23 protein-coding genes and 1 riboswitch are annotated in these 16,279 nt (G+C 57.3%); of the genes, 5 read left to right on the top strand and 18 right to left on the bottom strand.

Annotation, left to right across the window (positions count from 1 at the left end; genetic code table 11):
• Positions 1–2: 2 nt before the first annotated feature.
• From EAV92_RS22095 to EAV92_RS22050, 10 genes are all read right to left on the bottom strand, one after another.
• Positions 3–908, bottom strand: coding sequence for a type II secretion system F family protein (locus tag EAV92_RS22095; RefSeq protein ID WP_241158352.1), 906 nt, complete (start codon positions 906–908; stop codon positions 3–5).
• Between the two features lie 25 nt (positions 909–933).
• Entirely contained in the window at positions 934–1,896 is a 963-nt protein-coding gene (locus EAV92_RS22090; RefSeq protein ID WP_241158351.1) for a type II secretion system F family protein, read from the bottom strand.
• Between the two features lie 3 nt (positions 1,897–1,899).
• Positions 1,900–3,321, bottom strand: coding sequence for a TadA family conjugal transfer-associated ATPase (locus EAV92_RS22085; protein ID WP_123043088.1), 1,422 nt, complete (start codon positions 3,319–3,321; stop codon positions 1,900–1,902).
• A gap of 15 nt (positions 3,322–3,336) precedes the next feature.
• Positions 3,337–4,191 (bottom strand): CpaE/TadZ family protein, encoded by an 855-nt coding sequence (locus EAV92_RS22080; protein ID WP_123043087.1) that lies wholly within the window; start codon positions 4,189–4,191, stop codon positions 3,337–3,339.
• On the bottom strand, positions 4,188–4,868 hold the full coding sequence (cpaB, locus tag EAV92_RS22075) for a Flp pilus assembly protein CpaB (RefSeq protein WP_123043086.1): 681 nt from the start codon (positions 4,866–4,868) through the stop codon (positions 4,188–4,190). Before cpaB ends, EAV92_RS22080 begins: the two co-directional genes overlap by 4 nt.
• A 38-nt stretch (positions 4,869–4,906) precedes the next feature.
• Positions 4,907–5,824 carry a pilus assembly protein TadG-related protein gene (locus EAV92_RS22070; protein ID WP_123043085.1) on the bottom strand — a complete coding sequence of 306 codons (918 nt, stop codon included), beginning with the start codon at positions 5,822–5,824 and terminating at the stop codon, positions 4,907–4,909.
• 10 nt (positions 5,825–5,834) lie between these two features.
• On the bottom strand, positions 5,835–6,215 hold the full coding sequence (locus tag EAV92_RS22065) for a TadE/TadG family type IV pilus assembly protein (RefSeq protein WP_123043084.1): 381 nt from the start codon (positions 6,213–6,215) through the stop codon (positions 5,835–5,837).
• Positions 6,212–6,733, bottom strand: coding sequence for an A24 family peptidase (locus EAV92_RS22060; protein WP_123043083.1), 522 nt, complete (start codon positions 6,731–6,733; stop codon positions 6,212–6,214). Before EAV92_RS22060 ends, EAV92_RS22065 begins: the two co-directional genes overlap by 4 nt.
• A gap of 91 nt (positions 6,734–6,824) precedes the next feature.
• Positions 6,825–7,031 (bottom strand): Flp family type IVb pilin, encoded by a 207-nt coding sequence (locus tag EAV92_RS22055; protein ID WP_123043082.1) that lies wholly within the window; start codon positions 7,029–7,031, stop codon positions 6,825–6,827.
• 25 nt (positions 7,032–7,056) lie between these two features.
• The gene (locus tag EAV92_RS22050) at positions 7,057–7,422 is read right to left on the bottom strand and encodes a DUF192 domain-containing protein (protein WP_123043081.1); all 366 of its coding nucleotides are present in this window, start codon (positions 7,420–7,422) and stop codon (positions 7,057–7,059) included.
• Positions 7,423–7,510: 88 nt separating this feature from the next.
• A riboswitch (cyclic di-GMP riboswitch) is annotated at positions 7,511–7,603 on the bottom strand.
• 865 nt (positions 7,604–8,468) lie between these two features.
• Here EAV92_RS22050 and EAV92_RS22045 point away from each other — a divergent pair.
• The 4 genes from EAV92_RS22045 to EAV92_RS22035 all read left to right on the top strand — a co-directional run bounded on the left by EAV92_RS22045 (position 8,469) and on the right by EAV92_RS22035 (position 10,799).
• A complete protein-coding gene (locus EAV92_RS22045; RefSeq protein ID WP_123043080.1) occupies positions 8,469–9,296 on the top strand; it encodes a hypothetical protein in 828 nt (275 codons plus the stop codon).
• Between the two features lie 99 nt (positions 9,297–9,395).
• The gene (locus tag EAV92_RS24660; protein ID WP_164472891.1) at positions 9,396–9,539 is read left to right on the top strand and encodes a hypothetical protein; all 144 of its coding nucleotides are present in this window, start codon (positions 9,396–9,398) and stop codon (positions 9,537–9,539) included.
• Positions 9,540–9,628: 89 nt separating this feature from the next.
• Entirely contained in the window at positions 9,629–10,186 is a 558-nt protein-coding gene (locus EAV92_RS22040) for a DUF421 domain-containing protein (RefSeq protein ID WP_123043079.1), read from the top strand.
• Positions 10,187–10,286: 100 nt separating this feature from the next.
• Complete coding sequence (locus EAV92_RS22035; RefSeq protein ID WP_123043078.1) at positions 10,287–10,799, top strand: C40 family peptidase; 513 nt, start codon at positions 10,287–10,289, stop codon at positions 10,797–10,799.
• A 72-nt stretch (positions 10,800–10,871) separates the two neighbouring features.
• Here the strand turns inward: EAV92_RS22035 and EAV92_RS22030 are convergent, their stop codons facing one another.
• A complete protein-coding gene (locus EAV92_RS22030) occupies positions 10,872–11,864 on the bottom strand; it encodes an oxidoreductase (protein WP_206424252.1) in 993 nt (330 codons plus the stop codon).
• Positions 11,865–12,000: 136 nt separating this feature from the next.
• Between EAV92_RS22030 and EAV92_RS22025 the strand changes: the two genes are divergently transcribed.
• Positions 12,001–12,468, top strand: a complete 468-nt coding sequence (locus EAV92_RS22025; protein WP_123043077.1) for a L,D-transpeptidase — start codon at positions 12,001–12,003, stop codon at positions 12,466–12,468.
• A gap of 16 nt (positions 12,469–12,484) precedes the next feature.
• On the opposite strand, the gene EAV92_RS22020 is transcribed toward EAV92_RS22025, so the two are convergent.
• From EAV92_RS22020 to EAV92_RS21985, 7 genes are all read right to left on the bottom strand, one after another.
• Positions 12,485–12,721, bottom strand: coding sequence for a DUF6953 family protein (locus EAV92_RS22020; protein WP_123043076.1), 237 nt, complete (start codon positions 12,719–12,721; stop codon positions 12,485–12,487).
• Positions 12,722–12,782: 61 nt separating this feature from the next.
• Positions 12,783–13,022 (bottom strand): cold-shock protein, encoded by a 240-nt coding sequence (locus EAV92_RS22015; protein ID WP_123043075.1) that lies wholly within the window; start codon positions 13,020–13,022, stop codon positions 12,783–12,785.
• A gap of 80 nt (positions 13,023–13,102) precedes the next feature.
• Positions 13,103–13,303, bottom strand: coding sequence for a cold-shock protein (locus EAV92_RS22010; protein WP_123043074.1), 201 nt, complete (start codon positions 13,301–13,303; stop codon positions 13,103–13,105).
• Positions 13,304–13,484: 181 nt separating this feature from the next.
• Entirely contained in the window at positions 13,485–14,162 is a 678-nt protein-coding gene (locus tag EAV92_RS22005) for an LrgB family protein (protein WP_123043854.1), read from the bottom strand.
• Complete coding sequence (locus tag EAV92_RS22000) at positions 14,162–14,533, bottom strand: CidA/LrgA family holin-like protein (RefSeq protein ID WP_123043073.1); 372 nt, start codon at positions 14,531–14,533, stop codon at positions 14,162–14,164. Before EAV92_RS22000 ends, EAV92_RS22005 begins: the two co-directional genes overlap by 1 nt.
• 554 nt (positions 14,534–15,087) lie before the next feature.
• The gene (rnhA, locus tag EAV92_RS21990; RefSeq protein WP_123043071.1) at positions 15,088–15,732 is read right to left on the bottom strand and encodes a ribonuclease H; all 645 of its coding nucleotides are present in this window, start codon (positions 15,730–15,732) and stop codon (positions 15,088–15,090) included.
• A gap of 2 nt (positions 15,733–15,734) precedes the next feature.
• Positions 15,735–16,220, bottom strand: coding sequence for a hypothetical protein (locus tag EAV92_RS21985; protein WP_123043070.1), 486 nt, complete (start codon positions 16,218–16,220; stop codon positions 15,735–15,737).
• Positions 16,221–16,279 lie beyond the last annotated feature (59 nt).

The following is a 16,279-nucleotide window of genomic DNA, read 5'->3' as shown; positions in this document are numbered from 1 at the left end:
ATTTATATACCGCTGAACGTCTGGACGAACTGGATGATCGCCGGGCCGAGAAGGACGATGAACAAGCTGGGGAAAATGAAGAGCACGAGCGGGAACAGCATTTTGATCGGCGCCTTCATCGCTTCTTCCTCGGCCCGCTGCTTCCGCTGCTCCCGCACCTCCTGGGATTGGATGCGAAGCACTTGAACCATCCCGATGCCGAGCTTCTCTGCCTGCAGGATGCTGCTGATGAGTACCTTCAGCTCGTCGAGCGGCAGACGGTCTCGCACGCCGGAGAGGGCTTCGCGGCGGGTTTTGCCGAGGCGGATCTCCTCCAGGCACCTTCTGAATTCACCGGCGAGAACCCCTTCTTTCTTGGAAACCAGCTTGCCGAGCGCGGCATCGAAGCCGAGCCCCGCTTCCAGGCTGACCGTGAGCAGATCCAGCACGTCCGGCAGTTCCCGAAGGGCGAGCCGGCAGCGCGTCTTGCACTTCATTTTCAGATATTGTCCCGGCAGCCAACCGGCAGCGGCCACTCCCAGCGCAGACAGCAGCAACGCACCGCCGAATCCCGAATCCAGCAAATAAGCATAGAACAGGCAAACACCCGGCAGCAGCAACGCCAGCGTCAGCTGCGCGATCCGGAAATCCACCGGGGACATCCGAAAAGGCTGGCCCGCCTGCAGCAGTCTCAGCTCCAGCTTGGCTTCCTTGCGTTCCTCCAGCGTACGGCTGAACAAGCGGCGGAATTCCTTCCACAGAGGAAGCAGCACGCGCCCTTTCAAGCTGCCTTCCGGGGAGTTCGTGGGCGCGTCCGCAGGAGGTACCGTTTCCGTGGCGCCCGTAACGAGAGCGAGTCTCCTCTTCTTGCGCTGGACCCGTTCCTCGCGAAGGACGAAAAAGGCGTACAATACAAGCGTAACGGTCATACAAAAAGCTGCGTACAGCATGGGCCTACACCTCGATCGTCGTGATTTTGCGGATGAATAAGAACCCGATGCTGCCGGACACCAGGCCGGCCGCCACCAGCCCGATCCCGATCGGAGTATGGAACAGCGTTCCGATGTAATCCGGCTCGATGAAATAGAGCACGACGCCGAGCACAAACGGCAGACAGCCGACCACCATGCCGGACAGCCTCCCCTGCGCCGTCAGCGTGGTCACTTGGCGCTGAATGCGGGAGCGGTCGCGGATCGTCTGCACGATCGTCTCCAGCACCACCGCCAGGTTGCCGCCGATCTGCCGCTGGATGAGAATCGCCTGGATCATCAGGTCCAGATCCTCGCTCGGCATCCGCTCCTTCCACTCGGTCAGCGCGTCCTCCATAGAGCTGCCGTACTGCATATCCTTCAGCACGATTTCCGCCTCTTCTTTAACCGGGCCCTGCGATTCGTCCACGACGGTCCGCAGCGCTTGCGCGAAGCTGAAGCCGGCCCGCAGCGAGCCGATGATCGTCGTCAGCATATCCAGCAGGCCGTCGTTGAAAGCCGTCATTCTCGCCTTCCGCTTCCGGCCGATCCACATGCGGGGCAGCGCGAATCCCGCGACACCCCCAACCGCCAGCAGCAACACCTGACCCGCGATCAAATACAGCAATCCGGCGCCAAGCGCCGTACATATCCATTGAAACATGACGTATTCTTCCGGCTTCAGCGGCACGCCCGCGAGGTTCAGCATCTGCTCGAGGCGCCCGCTCCGCTTCTTCGTGAGCACGCGGTCCCGGACCGCTTGCTTGTAGACGCGAAGCTGGACGAGCAGTTCGAACTTTCGGCGCCCCAGCTGCTTGCGGTCGTTGAGCGCCAAATAGCGCCCCATCCTGCGTTCCATCCGCTTGTCCGTATGGAAGAGTAGCCCCAGAACCGCGGCGAACAACAGGAAGCTGCTCATCGCGACCATGCCCGTTAATATCCAGCTCACGGCTTACTCCTCCTCAATGAACACGCTGGCGGGAATATGGATGCCCGACGTCTCCAGCCGCTCGTAAAACCTCGGCCGCACGCCGGTCGGCACGAGATTGCCGTTGATCCGTCCGCGCTCGTCCACGCCCGTCTGCCGGAACGAGAATATGTCCTGCAGCACGATGACGTCGCCCTCCATCCCCTGTACCTCTGTGATGTTGGTAATTTTGCGCGTGCCGTCCTTGAGCCTTGTCTGCTGAATGATCAGGTCGACCGCCCCCGCGATCTGTTCGCGGATCGCCTTCACCGGCAACTCGATCCCGGCCATGAGCACCATCGTCTCCAGACGGGAAATCATGTCCCGAGGGCTGTTCGAGTGCCCCGTGGCGAGCGAGCCGTCGTGGCCGGTGTTCATCGCCTGGAGCATGTCCAGGGCTTCGCCGCCCCGAACCTCCCCGATGACGATGCGCTCCGGGCGCATCCGCAGCGAGTTGCGGACGAGGTCCCGGATCGTGATGGCGCCTTTGCCTTCGATATTCGGCGGCCGCGATTCGAGCGACACGACGTGATCCTGCCAGAGCTGAAGCTCCGCCGCGTCTTCGATCGTGACGATCCGCTCGTCGCTCGGAATGAACGCGGACAAGACGTTCAGCGTCGTCGTTTTGCCGGAGCCCGTACCCCCGCTCACGAAAATGTTGAGCCGTGCCTTTACGCAAGCCTCCAGGAAAATGGCCATGTCACGCGTCAGCGTGCCGAAATCGACCAGGTTGTCGATCGTGAACGGATCCTTCGCGAACTTCCGGATCGTGATCGTCGGCCCCTTCAGCGACAGCGGCGGGATGATGACGTTCACGCGCGAGCCGTCCGGCAGGCGGGCGTCGACCATCGGGCTGCTTTCGTCGACGCGGCGGCCGATCGGGGACACGATTTTCTCGATGATGTTCATGACATGCTCGTCGTCTCGGAACTGGACATAGGACAATTCGATCCGGCCGCCGCGTTCCACGTAGACCTGGTTCGGCCCGTTCACCATCACCTCGCTGATCTCCTCGTCGAGCAGCAGCGGGTTGATCGGCCCGTAGCCCGTCAGGTCGTGGATCAGCTCGTCGACGGCTTTCTTGCGGTCGACCTTGCCGCGGAACGTTTCGTCTTCCTGGATGATCTGGACGGCCATCGCGTCGATTTTCGGCAGGATCGTTTCCACGTCTTCGTCTTTCAGGTCGTTCAAAATCTGCTTATGCAGCTTGTTTTTCAGCTCCTGGTGTTTGGACAGCGGAGCGGGATGGCTTTTGGACAGAGGGTCGTGCCCGCGGATGCGGCGGAAGGTGGTGAGCAAATCCTTCTTTGGGGCTTTCGCCTGCTGATCTTGTTCCGCCGGTTCCGCTGCCGCCGGATCCGGCGCTTCCTGGCCGGCCCTCGCTTGGATTTTATCGAGTAGACTCATCGCGCATGGACCTCCTCAGAAGATCGAGGTAATGTTTTTCGACGTTTTATGGAACAGTTGCTGGAGGAAAGACCCCGACTTCGGCTTGAACACCGAGATTTCCCGCCGGATCACGAGCTGCTCGGCCCATTTGAACAGCGCTTTGGCGAGGTCCGTTTTGGCTTGGTTTTGAACGAACGGAATGCCCGTGTTCAGCGATTGGGTGGCGAGCTGCCACTCGTTCGGCACGAACATGGACGTCTCGTATCCCAGGATGTCCGGCACGTCCGACGCTTTGATGACGCTCTCCATCGTGGCCCGGTTGACGACCAGCTGCGTTTTGTGCCGATACCCGAGCACCTCCAGCGTCTCCAGCATCAGCTTCGTGTTTTTGATCGCCGTCATCTCCAGCGTCGTGAGCACGAAAATCTGGTCCGCTTTCTCGATGAACTGCAGCGTCTGCTCCGAGAGCCCCGCGCCGGTATCGACGACAAGATAATCGGTTTGCGCCAGCAAGAGATCGCAGACGCGGTCGATGACCGCCGGCGTCACGAGGTCCGCGAATTCCGGGCGCTCCGGCGCCGCCAGCGTCTTCACCCCGCTGCCGTGATGGATCAGGAAGCCGGACAGCGCGTAGCGGTCCATTTCCCCGATCCCCTCCACGACGTCCTTGATCGTGAAGGTCGGCTGAAGGTCGAGCGCCAGCGCGATGTCTCCGAACTGAAAATTGCCGTCCAGCAGGCCGACCTGCACGTTTTTCTTGGACAAGGCGACCGCCAGGTTCACCGCCATCACGGTCCGGCCGATCCCTCCCTTCGCGCTGCAGAGGGCGATCATCTCACCCCGTTTGGCGGACGGTTCGTTTCCGTCCGATTTCGGCGACTGGCTCATGGCTTGCTCCCTCCGTCCTCCTGAACCACGCGGCTGTGCAGCATCAAGCTGACCGGCCCCTTCTCGTCGGAGTTGATGACGGTCACCCCGTCCTCCGGCTTCACTTCGAGCGTCACGGTCGCGTATTCCACATACTCGGTCGTCGCGTCTGCCTGAACCATTCGGCGGCCGATCGCGAGTACTCGAACGTTTTCGAGAAGGATGGAGGATTGGACCTTCTTGGTGTCCGGATCCGTCTCCGTGAAGACGAGATCGACATAGTCCTCAGGCTCGATCAAGTTGGAAACCGACTGCACGAGGTTGACGCCGAGCGACACCGCCCGGTAACCATCCCGGACTTTTTTGGAGACGAATTGCGCCTCCGCCTGCTGGTCCTTGATATGGTTGGCGAGAATGACTTCCCCCGCCGCCAGGTCGCTGGCCGCCACCTTGCCTTCCGCAAGCGCCAAATCCTTGATCGTCGAGGCGTGCACCCCGTTGGCCGGAATTTGGATCGTCTGGAGCATGGCCCCGGTGATTTTCGTGTTTTCCTTGATTTCCTGCTTCGCCGCCACGACGCTGACGAACGTCTCGTTCACGGCCGCGGCCGCGTCGTATTTCTTCATGTAATTAAAGAACAGGACCGTCGTCACGATGCCCATCACGAGAGCGGCCATCAGTATGATTTTGGATCTCATCGGTTGTCACCCATCCCGCGGAAGTATGTATCGCCCTGTTATTCGATCAGCCGGATCGCGAACGCGCCTTTGTCCACCGCTCCAGTCTCGGTAAATCCCGTGCCCGTTCTTTCGATGAATTGACCGGTAATCGAGGTGTCCTTCGAGGACATCGGCTCCATGATGTAAAAATAGGCGAACCCAGTCACTTTAATTTGCTTCAGTTGGTTGGAGGATTGGTTATACGGCCGGTAAACCGGGATCAGGATGACCCGCGGGGAATCCCGGTGGGTATAGTCTCCCGGCGGATAGGGGTCGGAATCGATGCGCAACTGCACGCCCTCGCGCGTTTTGCCGGCGATGTTGCCTGTCTGCGTATCGATGATGTCGCCCAGCTTAATCTCGCTTTGGTACCCGTACTTCAAGTTATTTTCGTAAGTCGAGGCGCCCGGCCCTCCAAGGGCCAAAATGCCGAAATAGCCGGCTTCCACGCCGGAGCTGTCCACTTTGAGCTTGTATGTCTTGCCGAATTCGAGCGGGATCGATTCGTCGATGCCGAGCGGCGCGACGCCTTCCGCGGCTCCCATCGGAAGAATTTGCGCGGCCGCTTTCACTTCGACCGTCGCCGTTTCTTTGCCGAGCAGCTTGCTGAAACTTAAGGGGACTTGCTTTCGAAGGGTGATGCGGACGGTCGATTTCATCTGCACGTCCGTTCCCGTCAAGCTGGACGACTCCCCGTGCCGCTGCAGAATATCGCCGATGACCGCCCGCACGTTCGCTTCCTGCCCGGTGAGTTCTTGCGCCCCTGACAGTACGGCGGCGTTCGCCGTTTTCTGAAGGTGGCTCTTGGCCGCATACATCGTGCCCCCGTCAATGACAAGACCCGTGGCCGTCAGCAGGAGCAGGAACGACAGCCCGACCAGCACCGCCGTGCTGCCTCGCTCGTCCCTCAGTCTGTTCAACGCGGATCGTAACATGGTTCTCCTCCTATTCCACCCGAATCGTGGAGTCCGCCGAAAGAACCGGGGCCGGGATGATTTCCGTGAGGAGCGGCGTAATGAGCGGCAGCGAGTACGTCAGGGTGACCTTTACATCCTGGCCCGACTTGCGGGTTGATTCCTGCGGCGTAATGGTCACTTTCAACGTAGAGGAGCTGCCCACCCTGACGTGGTTCTTCGCGTAGGCCGCGATGTCCGCGTCGCCTTTCCCCAGTCCGCCGAGCCGCACCGTCTCCTGCGCCGTCATGTTCAAACTGACGTACGCGAACAGCAGCCGTCCGAGATCGACGATTCCGCAAATCAAGAGCAGCAGCAGCGGAAGCATCAGGGCGAATTCCACGAGCGACTGTCCCTTCTGTTCCTTGATCATGCCGCCCCCCATCCTTTCAGCGCCAGGCAGAGGACCGCACCGCCCGCGATGGCGACTCCGTACGGGTAAGTGATGGATCCGGCGGTCCCGTCACCGCCTCTCATAACCGGGAACACCTTCATCCGAAGGCAAAAACAAACGAAACCCAGATACTGCATGCGCGCGCGCAGTCCTTCGTGTAACAACCAAACCCCGATCGCGATCACGGCGCCAATCAGCGCCATGTAGACGGCGGATTCGAGCACGAAGGCCATTCCCTTCAACATTCCGACCAGCGCCAGCATTTTAACGTCGCCCGCGCCCATTCCGCCCATGAGATAGGGGATTAGCAAAATGCCCAGGCCGACGAGGAAGCCGAGCAAGCCTTCAGCCAAACCGCTCCAGCCCCGCTGGCAAGCGTGAATGAGCAGCGCGGCGGCAAGCGATGGGAAAATGACGGCGTTGTAAATTTTCCGGTTTTTCAAGTCGGTCGCCACGCAGATCGCGGCAGCCGACAGCAATACGGCATTCGTCCACACGTCCGGTCCTCCTCGGAAAATGTCGTTCCGGCGGATAAAAGAAGGCCATACGCGAAGTCACGTATGGCCTTCCGACCGCTTATCGGATCCGTTACGGCGCCGGGGACGGGGTCGTTCCCATACGCGTCACGCCGTTGTTGACCGTGGTTTCCGCGTTGTTGAACAGCGCGATGATATGGTCACGCAGCAGAATCAGAGCGGCGACGACCGCCACCGCGATCAGGCCGAGCACGAGACCGTATTCCGTCATGCCTTGTCCTTCCTCTTGCTTCAGCAATCCCATCAGTTTTTTCATCATTTTGTTTCCTCCTCGTTTAATGGGGTTAAGTAATGGATAAATCGCTAAGTTCTTCGAATATGGCGGTATGTCCCAACTGGACTTCTTCACGGGTCAGCGTACCCGCCGGCAATTCGACGACCGAGCGGGTTTTCCGGAAGGAAATCCCGATGTTGCCCGGCTTAAGGCCATGCTCCATTCCGACGATCTTGCCCTCGGCATCCAGGTGCAGCACGTCCACCGGATATTTCATGAAGAAAGAATGGACCGCCCTGCAGGGCTGAATATGAAGGCCGGATCCTTCCGACAGAGACGGCGTCAGCATCAACCCGCGAAACCTTCGGAAAAACGTGTCCGCTTTTTCGATCCGCAAGCCCAGCTGCCGTCCGGTCTCCCGGATGACCAGCATCATGCGGTTCTCGCACCTCCAATCCCACGAAAAATAACCCGCCTTTTCCCGAAAGGGGGGTTCCCTAAAATAAAGAGAGCTCCCCGGATCTTTCGGCAGCTGGCTGGCGTAACGCGCCTTCATCGCGTCCTTAGCCCCTGTAGCTTTGCGTCGCCCGCTTTCGCGGGGTTTGCCTTTATCGAGACCCGGAGGAGCTTTGAGTTCGGCTCACCGGTTCGATGTGATTTCATCATAGCCCGATACATAATCTTCCTGAAATCCGACGTAAATATCAATTTTCTGAACATTTCGATATGTATAACGACAGGGATTGCCAGCGTATTTGGAGTAGGCCTGTCGTCCTGAAAAAGCGCATTTGGACCTAGTATGATGCTTGCTTGTTGGGTATTGATGCGCAGTTTTCATCCGATAACTTATAGAATTCACAAAATATTGAATTCTAGAAAGTTTATGTTTATCTGTGACTCCAGCCCCCTCCCCACCCGGACTAGGGAACTATCGCATCGTTGCGCCGTGATTGCGCCGAAATAGTCTCCCACAGAGACTATTTTGCTCTCTGCACCATGTTCCCACCGAAATAACGCGCCACAGAGACTATTTTGCTCGCTTCACCATGTTCCCGCTGAAATAACGCGCCACAGAGACTATTTTGCATGCTGCACCATGTTCCCGCTGAAATAGTCTCCCACAGAGACTAATTTGCTCGTCGCATCGTGTTCCCGCTGAAATAAGTAAAATACGTATACTTAAACCCTCTCGCACTCCCAACATCCGCCGAATTAAGTAAATCACATTTACTTAAACCCTCTCGCACTCCCACCATCCACCCACTTAAGTAAACCACGTTTACTTATGTGTTAATCCGGACGCCCACCACTCGCATCAAACGAACAAACGTTCCGCTGTTCTCTTGACACGACCGACTCCAGCGGGTTATAGTGGACGAAAATCAATGAACGCGCACCGGGAAGCACCCGTAAGCCAGGCTCAACAGCCTCGCTTGCGGGTGTTTTTTCGTTTTCCGGGCGCGCGAAAGGAGACCTTCGCTTATGAACGTCAAGCCGCTCATCACGAAAGCCTGGATTTGGTCATCGTTCCTTTTGATTTTGGCGACTGCCTTAGCCGCCCCTCCCGCTTGGGCCGCTTCACCGGATTTCACCGACTCCCAGAAGAAGGAGTACGAACGGACGCTTGCCGCGGCTGACGATACTTGGGGACCCAAACTGAAGCAGCAGCACTTGGATTACGTGGCGTTAAAACAGTCCGCTCTGGAATGGGAGCAGAAGGTTTCCGATCTCCATTACCGCAGCGAAGAGAAGCTGACGACGCTGCGCAAACGCATCCAGCAGATTGACGCGGACAAGCTCGCCAAGCTCAAAGCGGATGCCGAGCAGACGAAGAGCAGGCACCAGAAGCTGTTCGACCTCTACCGCAGCGCCAACCAACAGCTGGCTGCCGCGCGGAAAGTGAAGAACAAGACGCTGACCGCCCTGTTCCAAGCCCAGTCCGATGCCTACAAAATCCCCGTCCAGCTCGCCCGCCAGGAAATCAAAAACAAAGACGCCGCTTACCAGCAAGCCAGAAAGGCGACGTCCGCGAAAATGAAGAAGATCCGCGACGAACTTTCCGCGGTCTCCCCTCTTCAAGTGCAGATCCGAGCTTTGAAGAGCGCACTGAAAGCCCCGAAAGACAGCCAGTCGACGGTTTGGAGAAGCTTCACTCAGTCCCTCTCCAAACGCGACGCCAAACTGTCCGCCGGCTTGCTCGGCTCCGTGAATACCGCCACGCGGCAAATCGTCGAGCAGCATCGGAAAATGTACGAGCTGGAGGGACGGATTGCGGAAGTGATCCGGAAAGCGGAGGGCATGCTGGTTTAAAAGCACTGCCAGGCCACCCTCCACCACATCAATAAAAAACGGATCAATAAGCCATACTGTACAAGAACGAGTGCCAAGCTGACTTCCGAGGTGACGAACATGACGGGACGAAACAACCATCCGGATAACGACGGGCCTGCCGCTTCCCCCTCCCGCCTGGACCAATTCGGGGACAAGCGCTCCGAGCATGCGGGTGACAGACCCAAAAAGCCGAAGCCGTCCTCTAACGCGAACAAGTGCTAACACGCTCCGACTCCCGGCCCGTTAACGGCCGGGAGTTTCGTTTTTTGGGCCATAATAAAGATATACATAGCCGACAGGGGGGCTCAGCCATGTACAATTTCGCATATGAGGCTGTGGTGGTCGTCGTCTTCGGCTTGGCCGCTCTTCGATTGGCCGGCAAAAAAGCGATCGCGGAAATGACGACGCTCGAAATGATCACCCTGCTGGCCATCGGCACCGTTATCGGACATGCGGTCTCAGAGAACGAGCTATGGAAAACGCTCGTTTGCATCGCGATTTTCGTGGCCGTCATGCTGATCTTCCAATTTCTCGCGCTCAAATTCCCGGTGCTTGAAAAGTGGCTGATCGGTCGGCCGACCCTCGTCGTCAAAGACGGTCAAATCCAGGAGCATAATCTGCGGAAAATGCGGATGACCATGGAACAGCTCGAGTTGCGCCTCCGCCGTAAAGGCATCGCCAATCTCTCCGATATCCGTACCGCTACGATTGAGATCGACGGGCGGATCGGCTATGAATTGAAGGAGTCGTCCTTGCCGCTGACGCGCGGCCAAGCCGAACAGATTCTGGCGGCGCTGAACCAACCAGTCCCGCCGCTCGGGCAAGCCCAAAGCGAACTTTTCGAAAAAATCCGGAAGCCTGGTGGCTGAGTTTGGAAGATGAGAATCGGCTCAGATTCAACATTCGCCTAGCGAGCCATGTTATAGTTTGTCTCGGCTCGAAAATACCAGACATCAGGAGGAACACAACATGAAATTTACGAAAGTGGTAAATAAATTGATCGTCGCTTCTGTCCTGGGCCTGTCCATTCTGACCGCCCAATTCGCAGGCACCGGCGCCGCAACGGCCAATGCCGCTACGGTCTCCACAACTTCCGCTGCCGTTAAAGCAAGCAAGATCATCAGCCTCGCGGAATCGCTGAGAGGGAAAGTCCATTACGTGTTCGGGGCTAACAATCCGAGCAAATTGATCTTTGATTGCTCGTCTTTCACGAAATACGTGTTCGCATCGCAAGGCGTTAACCTGAAGTGGGGTTCCCGCGCTCAAAGCCTGCAAGGAACCTACGTGTCGAAAGCCAACCTGAAGCCGGGCGACCTCGTCTTTTTCAGCGTCAGCGTAAAAGGACAAGTCAACCACGTCGGCATCTATATCGGCAACGGCCAATTCATCCACAACACGATCGGCAAAAACATCAACGGCCTCATGATCGGCGATCTGAGCAAGTACAGCACCCGTTACGTCACGGCTCGCCGGGTTCTGTAATCCGATTGACCGATTCGCCCTCATCCATGCAAAAACGCTGTCCGACTTCGCGTCGGGCAGCGTTTTTTTCGTTCAGGCCAACTTAACCAGCCATCTCCCCCGGGACTGCCCGGCAAGCATCGCGGACACGCATTCCGGAACCTGTTCCAAGGAAATCTCGGTGTACATGGCATCGAGTCGATCCGGCTTGAATTCCGAAGCCAGACGCATCCACGTTTCGAGCCGGACATCCATCGGCGCCAGCACGGAGTCGATGCCGATCAGCCGAACGCCGCGGAGGATAAACGGAAAGACGGTCGCAGGCAGCCCGCTGCCTCCCGCCAATCCGCTGGCCGCGACTGCGCCGCCGTAGCGGATACCGCCGAGAACGGCCGCCAACAGATCGCCTCCGACGCAGTCCACCGCGCCGCCCCACCGCTGTTTACCGAGCGGCCGGGACGGATCCGGCACCAGCTCGCTCCTCTCCACGATCCGGGCCGCTCCCAAACGAAGCAGCTCGCCGCGCATGTCCAGTTTTCCCGTGACGGCCTCCACTTCATAGCCGAGCTTAGCCAGCATGGCGACCGCCATGCTGCCGACGCCTCCGGTAGCGCCGGTCACCAGCACCGGCCCCCGTTCCGGCGTCACGCCGGAATGCCGCAGCTCATTCACGGACAGCGCCGCCGTGAAGCCTGCCGTACCGTAAATCATCGCTTCTTTCAGCGACAAGCCGTCCGGCAGCTTCACCGCCCAGGCCGCGGGCACTCTGGCGTATTGGCTGAATCCGCCCTCGTGCGCCACTCCGAGCTCATACCCCGTCACCAGCACTTCGTCCCCATTTTCGAAACGGTCGTCACGGCTTTCTACCACGATGCCTGCCAGATCGATACCCGGTACGAACGGATAGCGCTTCACGATATTGCCGTCCGGCACGCACGCTAAAGCATCCTTGTAGTTCAAGCTGGAGTAAGCCACCTGAATGAGCAGATCGCCTTCCGGTAAATCCCCTTCCGTCCGCGTCCGCACGCCGATCCGGAATTCCCCGTCCGCCTTGTCCACGACTAACGCCTGAAAGGGTTGCAGCATATTAAGTTTCCTCCTTCTCTCCCGAATGACCGCAATCGACGCGACTCGCCCTCATGCCCCTTCTTTCCCCCGCATATATAGGGAGAGAAAGGAGGTATGAAAGATCAAAATTGCCCTGCTCCGCATTCTGACCGTCATGCTCGCGATTTTCTTCATTCCGGTTGAGGCCCATGCCGCCCAATCCGCGACTTTGCCTGCGAAATACGCCAAATACGAGCAATTCATCGTCATCGATAAGTCCACGAACGTCCTCAGCTTCTACGAAAAAGGCAAACTGGTCAAGTCGTTCCCCGTCGGAACCGGCCGCAAAAAATCCTATACGCCGGAGGGCCTGTTCACGATCATCGAGAAAATCAAAAACAGGCCGTACTACAAGGAACATATTAAGGGCGGAGATCCGAAAAATCCGCTCGGAGACCGCTGGCTCGGACTCAAGGTGACGATTGGCGGCAAAGTGTCTTACGCATACGGCATCCACGGAACCAACAACGAGAAGTCCATCGGCAAATACGTGTCGGCCGGCTGCATCCGCATGCACAATAAAGACGTACGCTGGCTGTATGACCGTATTAAAACCGGCACCCGCGTGCTCATTACGAAATAAAGTTACCCGGGCGCTTCTAGGTCCAACCCCAGAAAAACCCGTCACGGTCCCACGCGACCCGGCCTCTATGCAGCTTTCGGAAGGCCTTCTTCACTTCCTTCGATAACGACTCGTTTCCGTTCTCATTGACGAAGACGAACGATTCGCCGAAATGGGTCCGGACGTGGGCGATCGCGTCGCTCTGATGCAGGATGCCCCGTTCCCGGATTTCGTTCACCATCCACTCGGCCACTTGCTCTGGCGTGTATTCCATTGTGCATTCCCCTCTCCCTTATCCAGAATATACGAAAAAACCCCACCGGGGGGTAGGGGTTTCAATCTTGTATGGAAATGCCCGCCTTCACATTCTTCTGATCGCTTTTCATGCCCAGGTTGACCAGCACGGGCAAGCTTCTCATGCCGCTTTCCATCGGGGAGTGGCACTTCGGACAGGTCGGCTCCGCCGAGAAGCTGAAATTGTCCCTCATCCAGCCGTTACAGTCGTCTTGGGTGCAAGACCAAATGGCGGTCATTTCTTCCGGCAGCGGTTCGAACGTTTTTTTGCGCGAGTACATGAGTAACGCCCCCTTCCTTCCTAGCATGCCCAAAAAACGAAAAAATGCCCTTAACCAGGTTAAGGGCATTTTCGCGCTTCTTACAGTTTTACGACGTTTTCGGCTTGCGGGCCGCGGTTGCCTTGAACCACGTTGAACTCCACGCGTTGGCCTTCGTCGAGGGTTTTGAAGCCGTCGCCGACGATCGCGCTGAAGTGAACGAATACGTCATTGCCGCCTTCAACTTCGATGAAACCGAAGCCTTTCTCAGCGTTGAACCATTTTACCGTTCCTTGTTGCATGTGAGAGCACCTCCTTTAAAGTTACATGAGACCTTCTTATTTCGGGTAGAAATAAAAAACTCACATATTGTACAAGGTTATCCGCTCAAACCATAACCCTCTACAATATGCGAGTTCAGGTCAAAATTTGAAGCAAAGACATCGTACCACATCCGAGCGGCAATAGCAAATCGGATTTCCCTCACAAAAACCACCGGAGCACCCAAGGCATGGAAAAAACCGTGAAAAAAGCCGTCAGGATCATGGCTATGCTGGATATCGATCCCGCGACGGCACCGAATTCGAACGCCTTCGAGGTACCCGCCGTATGGGCTCCCGTGCCGAACAATACGCCTCTGGCAACTTCGTTCCGGATTCGGCATGCCCGAATCACGGCCGGACCGAACATCATGCCGAGCAATCCCGTCGCCAGCACCAAAATCGCCGTTACGGTCGGAATGCCGCCCGTCATGCGGGAAATCGACATCGCGATCGGCGTCGTCGCCGAACGGGGAGCGATGCTCTCGATCAGCTGGTTGCTGAGGTGCAGGACCTTCGCCAGCCCCGCCGAGGTCAGGATGGCCACCGTCGAACCGAACAGCACGCTCGTGACGATGACGAAGGCATGCTTTTTGAACACGTGAAGGTTTTTGTAAATCGGCACCGCGAGCGCCACCGTCGCCGGACCGATCATGTCGCTGATCCAGTGAGCCCCCGACCGGTACGTCGGATACGGAGTCCGGCTCAGGAGCAGCACAGCCACGACGATCACCGGCGTAATGAGAAGCGGCGTCAGGTACGGTTTCGGGTGAACGCGATACAGTTTCTTTACTCCATAGTAAATCGCCAGCGTAATCAGAAAACAAATCGCCGGAAGCATCATCGCGAGGCCGCCTTCTTCCGTCCGGAAAGGCGTTCCGCCATCAGCCCGGTTGCGGCCATGACGACCAGGATGCTCACAGCCACGACGAGGAGCAGCTTTACGCCGTTGTCCCGCATCAAATCTTCATATTGCACGACCCCCACCGCCGAGGGAATGAAGAAAAGCAGCATTTCGGCGATGAGCCATTTCGCTCCGAGATCGATCCATTCAAGCTTGATGATTTTCGTTTGCAGCAACGCGAACAACAGAAGGATGCCGACGATGCTGCCCGGTATATTCAAGCCGCTGAGCGTCGTCAACGCATTAACGGACCAAGAATAGACAACGAAAAAAGCGACCTGCAAAATCCCTTTTACCCATGTAGCCAAGATGCGTCATCCCTTTCGAATGAAAAGTATACACCTCTTGTTTTCATGGGTAAAATGAAAATCCTGGTCGTTTTACCTTCCCCCTAAACGTGATTAATCCCCGTTTATATGCGGAATAAACGGGGATTAATCCTTGCTCCTGCTATTCATTTAGCGTTTTCCTGTCCTTCCGGTTTGCGGACATCGACTGTCTTGCCATTGGAATGTCCTGCCTTAAATTTTGTGTTGTTTCCAGTTTCCCGCACGCCATCCGGATGATCGGAAAAGTTGTCACGGCCTTCTCCTCCACTTCCATCCGAAACCACAAGCATGCTTCGCTAACGGTGTTCCATTGGACTATCCCCTTTGCCTTGGTAATTATTTTAACCAGCTCGGGGCGCGTCATGATCATTCCGGTGACGTTGCCCTCTTGCATGAGTGAGGGGTCTGTGCCACCCTCCTTCATCGCCCGAGACTGAGTTAAAATCCTGAGGCTAAGTGCGACGGCCGTCTGTAGTCATTATTTACCCCCTCCGCGGGAAGCGTAACGCGAGCAAGGAAGCTCGCGCCGCGTTTTATTTCCGGCCATAATCGGCCTTGATTTCTCCCCACTCGGTCGTTTCCCATTTGAGGAGCTTGTTTTTATAGGTATTGGTTTGAAGCCACTGCAGAGCCCGGTCGACGAGCGTCCACACTTCCTTCGTCGAATCGTCCCGGGGCAGGGTCGTGGCGATTTCCTTCTGCTTCACCCATTTGAGCGCGGTCCGGGAATCGCTGTAGACGGTTTTGTTGCTGCCCGCTTTCTTCAAATAGGCAAGGGCATGCACGATCGCGAGGAATTCGCCGAGATTGTTCGTTCCCTTCTTGATGGGGCCATACGAAAACAACACCTCGCCCGTGCGGGTGTCCACGCCTTTGTATTCGATCGGTCCCGGGTTCCCGTTCGTGCCGACGTCGACCGAGATGCTGTCGTAATCGATCGCGTCCGCGGAAACACCGGAAGACGCGCCCGCGCCGGCCGGCTTGGACGCTGCGGGCTTCGCCGCCGAGAAGCTTTTCTTCCAGCCCGAGCGGTAAGCTTGCTCCGCCTCGGCCCGGGAATCGAACGATTTGTATTTCGCCCCGGGGACCCCGTCCACCTGGGCTTTGCACGCCGCCCAATCTGCATAGATCCCCGGGGTTTTGCCTTCCCATACGACGTAAAATTTGCTTTTGGCCATCGTTATCCTCTCCGCGAACGGGAAAACCCTTCATCCTCAAGGTATTCCTTCGCCTCTTCGTAGGATTCGAAAGCCGCGTCCATGTTCAATCCGGCAAAGACGTACCACATGCCGTCTTCGTCGTCGAGCGTAAGGGTGAGCTCTTGCTTCTTGGCGTTCGTCCAAATTTCTTTATCCGAGCTCGGCCCTTCTGCGGAGTCATCTCCGCCGTCCCCCGACAGGGAACGGATCGACTGCTCGATGACGGCTCTCAGCTCGTCCTCTCCGAAATCGCGGATGTTGACGAAGCCCTTGTCGTCCGTCTCGTAGCCGTCCAGCTCCCCCGCATAGACGAATCCGTTGCCGTTCGGGTGCAGGTGGTACACCACCGTTTTCTTCTCATAGACACTGTTCTCATAATGGTAATTCACGCGTCCCAAGGACACCGGCTTGCGCTGCAATTCGGGAAACGAATCCGCGATCGCCAGCTTCTGTTCGAAACTCAGCATATCCGTCCTCCGTTCAGTCGGTTTGAGGACCATTGTAACATAACCGGCTGATTATGGAG

The sequence above is a fragment of the Cohnella candidum genome (assembly GCF_003713065.1).
In the GTDB taxonomy this organism is placed as follows: domain Bacteria; phylum Bacillota; class Bacilli; order Paenibacillales; family Paenibacillaceae; genus Cohnella; species Cohnella candidum.
This window is presented reverse-complemented; position numbering and strand designations above follow the sequence as displayed.

Coding starts and splice junctions, on each gene's coding strand:
- EAV92_RS22040 (WP_123043079.1), top strand. CDS start 9,629: ATGTACAATTTCGCATATGAGGCTGTGGTGGTCGTCGTCTTCGGCTTG.
- EAV92_RS22035 (WP_123043078.1), top strand. CDS start 10,287: ATGAAATTTACGAAAGTGGTAAATAAATTGATCGTCGCTTCTGTCCTG.
- EAV92_RS24660 (WP_164472891.1), top strand. CDS start 9,396: ATGACGGGACGAAACAACCATCCGGATAACGACGGGCCTGCCGCTTCC.
- EAV92_RS22095 (WP_241158352.1), bottom strand. CDS start 908: ATGACCGTTACGCTTGTATTGTACGCCTTTTTCGTCCTTCGCGAGGAA.
- EAV92_RS22045 (WP_123043080.1), top strand. CDS start 8,469: ATGAACGTCAAGCCGCTCATCACGAAAGCCTGGATTTGGTCATCGTTC.
- cpaB (WP_123043086.1), bottom strand. CDS start 4,868: ATGAGATCCAAAATCATACTGATGGCCGCTCTCGTGATGGGCATCGTG.
- EAV92_RS22015 (WP_123043075.1), bottom strand. CDS start 13,022: ATGTACTCGCGCAAAAAAACGTTCGAACCGCTGCCGGAAGAAATGACC.
- EAV92_RS22025 (WP_123043077.1), top strand. CDS start 12,001: ATGCTCGCGATTTTCTTCATTCCGGTTGAGGCCCATGCCGCCCAATCC.
- EAV92_RS22070 (WP_123043085.1), bottom strand. CDS start 5,824: ATGTTACGATCCGCGTTGAACAGACTGAGGGACGAGCGAGGCAGCACG.
- EAV92_RS21985 (WP_123043070.1), bottom strand. CDS start 16,220: ATGCTGAGTTTCGAACAGAAGCTGGCGATCGCGGATTCGTTTCCCGAA.
- rnhA (WP_123043071.1), bottom strand. CDS start 15,732: ATGGCCAAAAGCAAATTTTACGTCGTATGGGAAGGCAAAACCCCGGGG.
- EAV92_RS22055 (WP_123043082.1), bottom strand. CDS start 7,031: ATGATGAAAAAACTGATGGGATTGCTGAAGCAAGAGGAAGGACAAGGC.
- EAV92_RS22030 (WP_206424252.1), bottom strand. CDS start 11,864: ATGCTGCAACCCTTTCAGGCGTTAGTCGTGGACAAGGCGGACGGGGAA.
- EAV92_RS22085 (WP_123043088.1), bottom strand. CDS start 3,321: ATGAGTCTACTCGATAAAATCCAAGCGAGGGCCGGCCAGGAAGCGCCG.
- EAV92_RS22065 (WP_123043084.1), bottom strand. CDS start 6,215: ATGATCAAGGAACAGAAGGGACAGTCGCTCGTGGAATTCGCCCTGATG.
- EAV92_RS22080 (WP_123043087.1), bottom strand. CDS start 4,191: ATGAGCCAGTCGCCGAAATCGGACGGAAACGAACCGTCCGCCAAACGG.
- EAV92_RS22010 (WP_123043074.1), bottom strand. CDS start 13,303: ATGCAACAAGGAACGGTAAAATGGTTCAACGCTGAGAAAGGCTTCGGT.
- EAV92_RS22020 (WP_123043076.1), bottom strand. CDS start 12,721: ATGGAATACACGCCAGAGCAAGTGGCCGAGTGGATGGTGAACGAAATC.
- EAV92_RS22005 (WP_123043854.1), bottom strand. CDS start 14,162: ATGCTTCCGGCGATTTGTTTTCTGATTACGCTGGCGATTTACTATGGA.
- EAV92_RS22050 (WP_123043081.1), bottom strand. CDS start 7,422: ATGATGCTGGTCATCCGGGAGACCGGACGGCAGCTGGGCTTGCGGATC.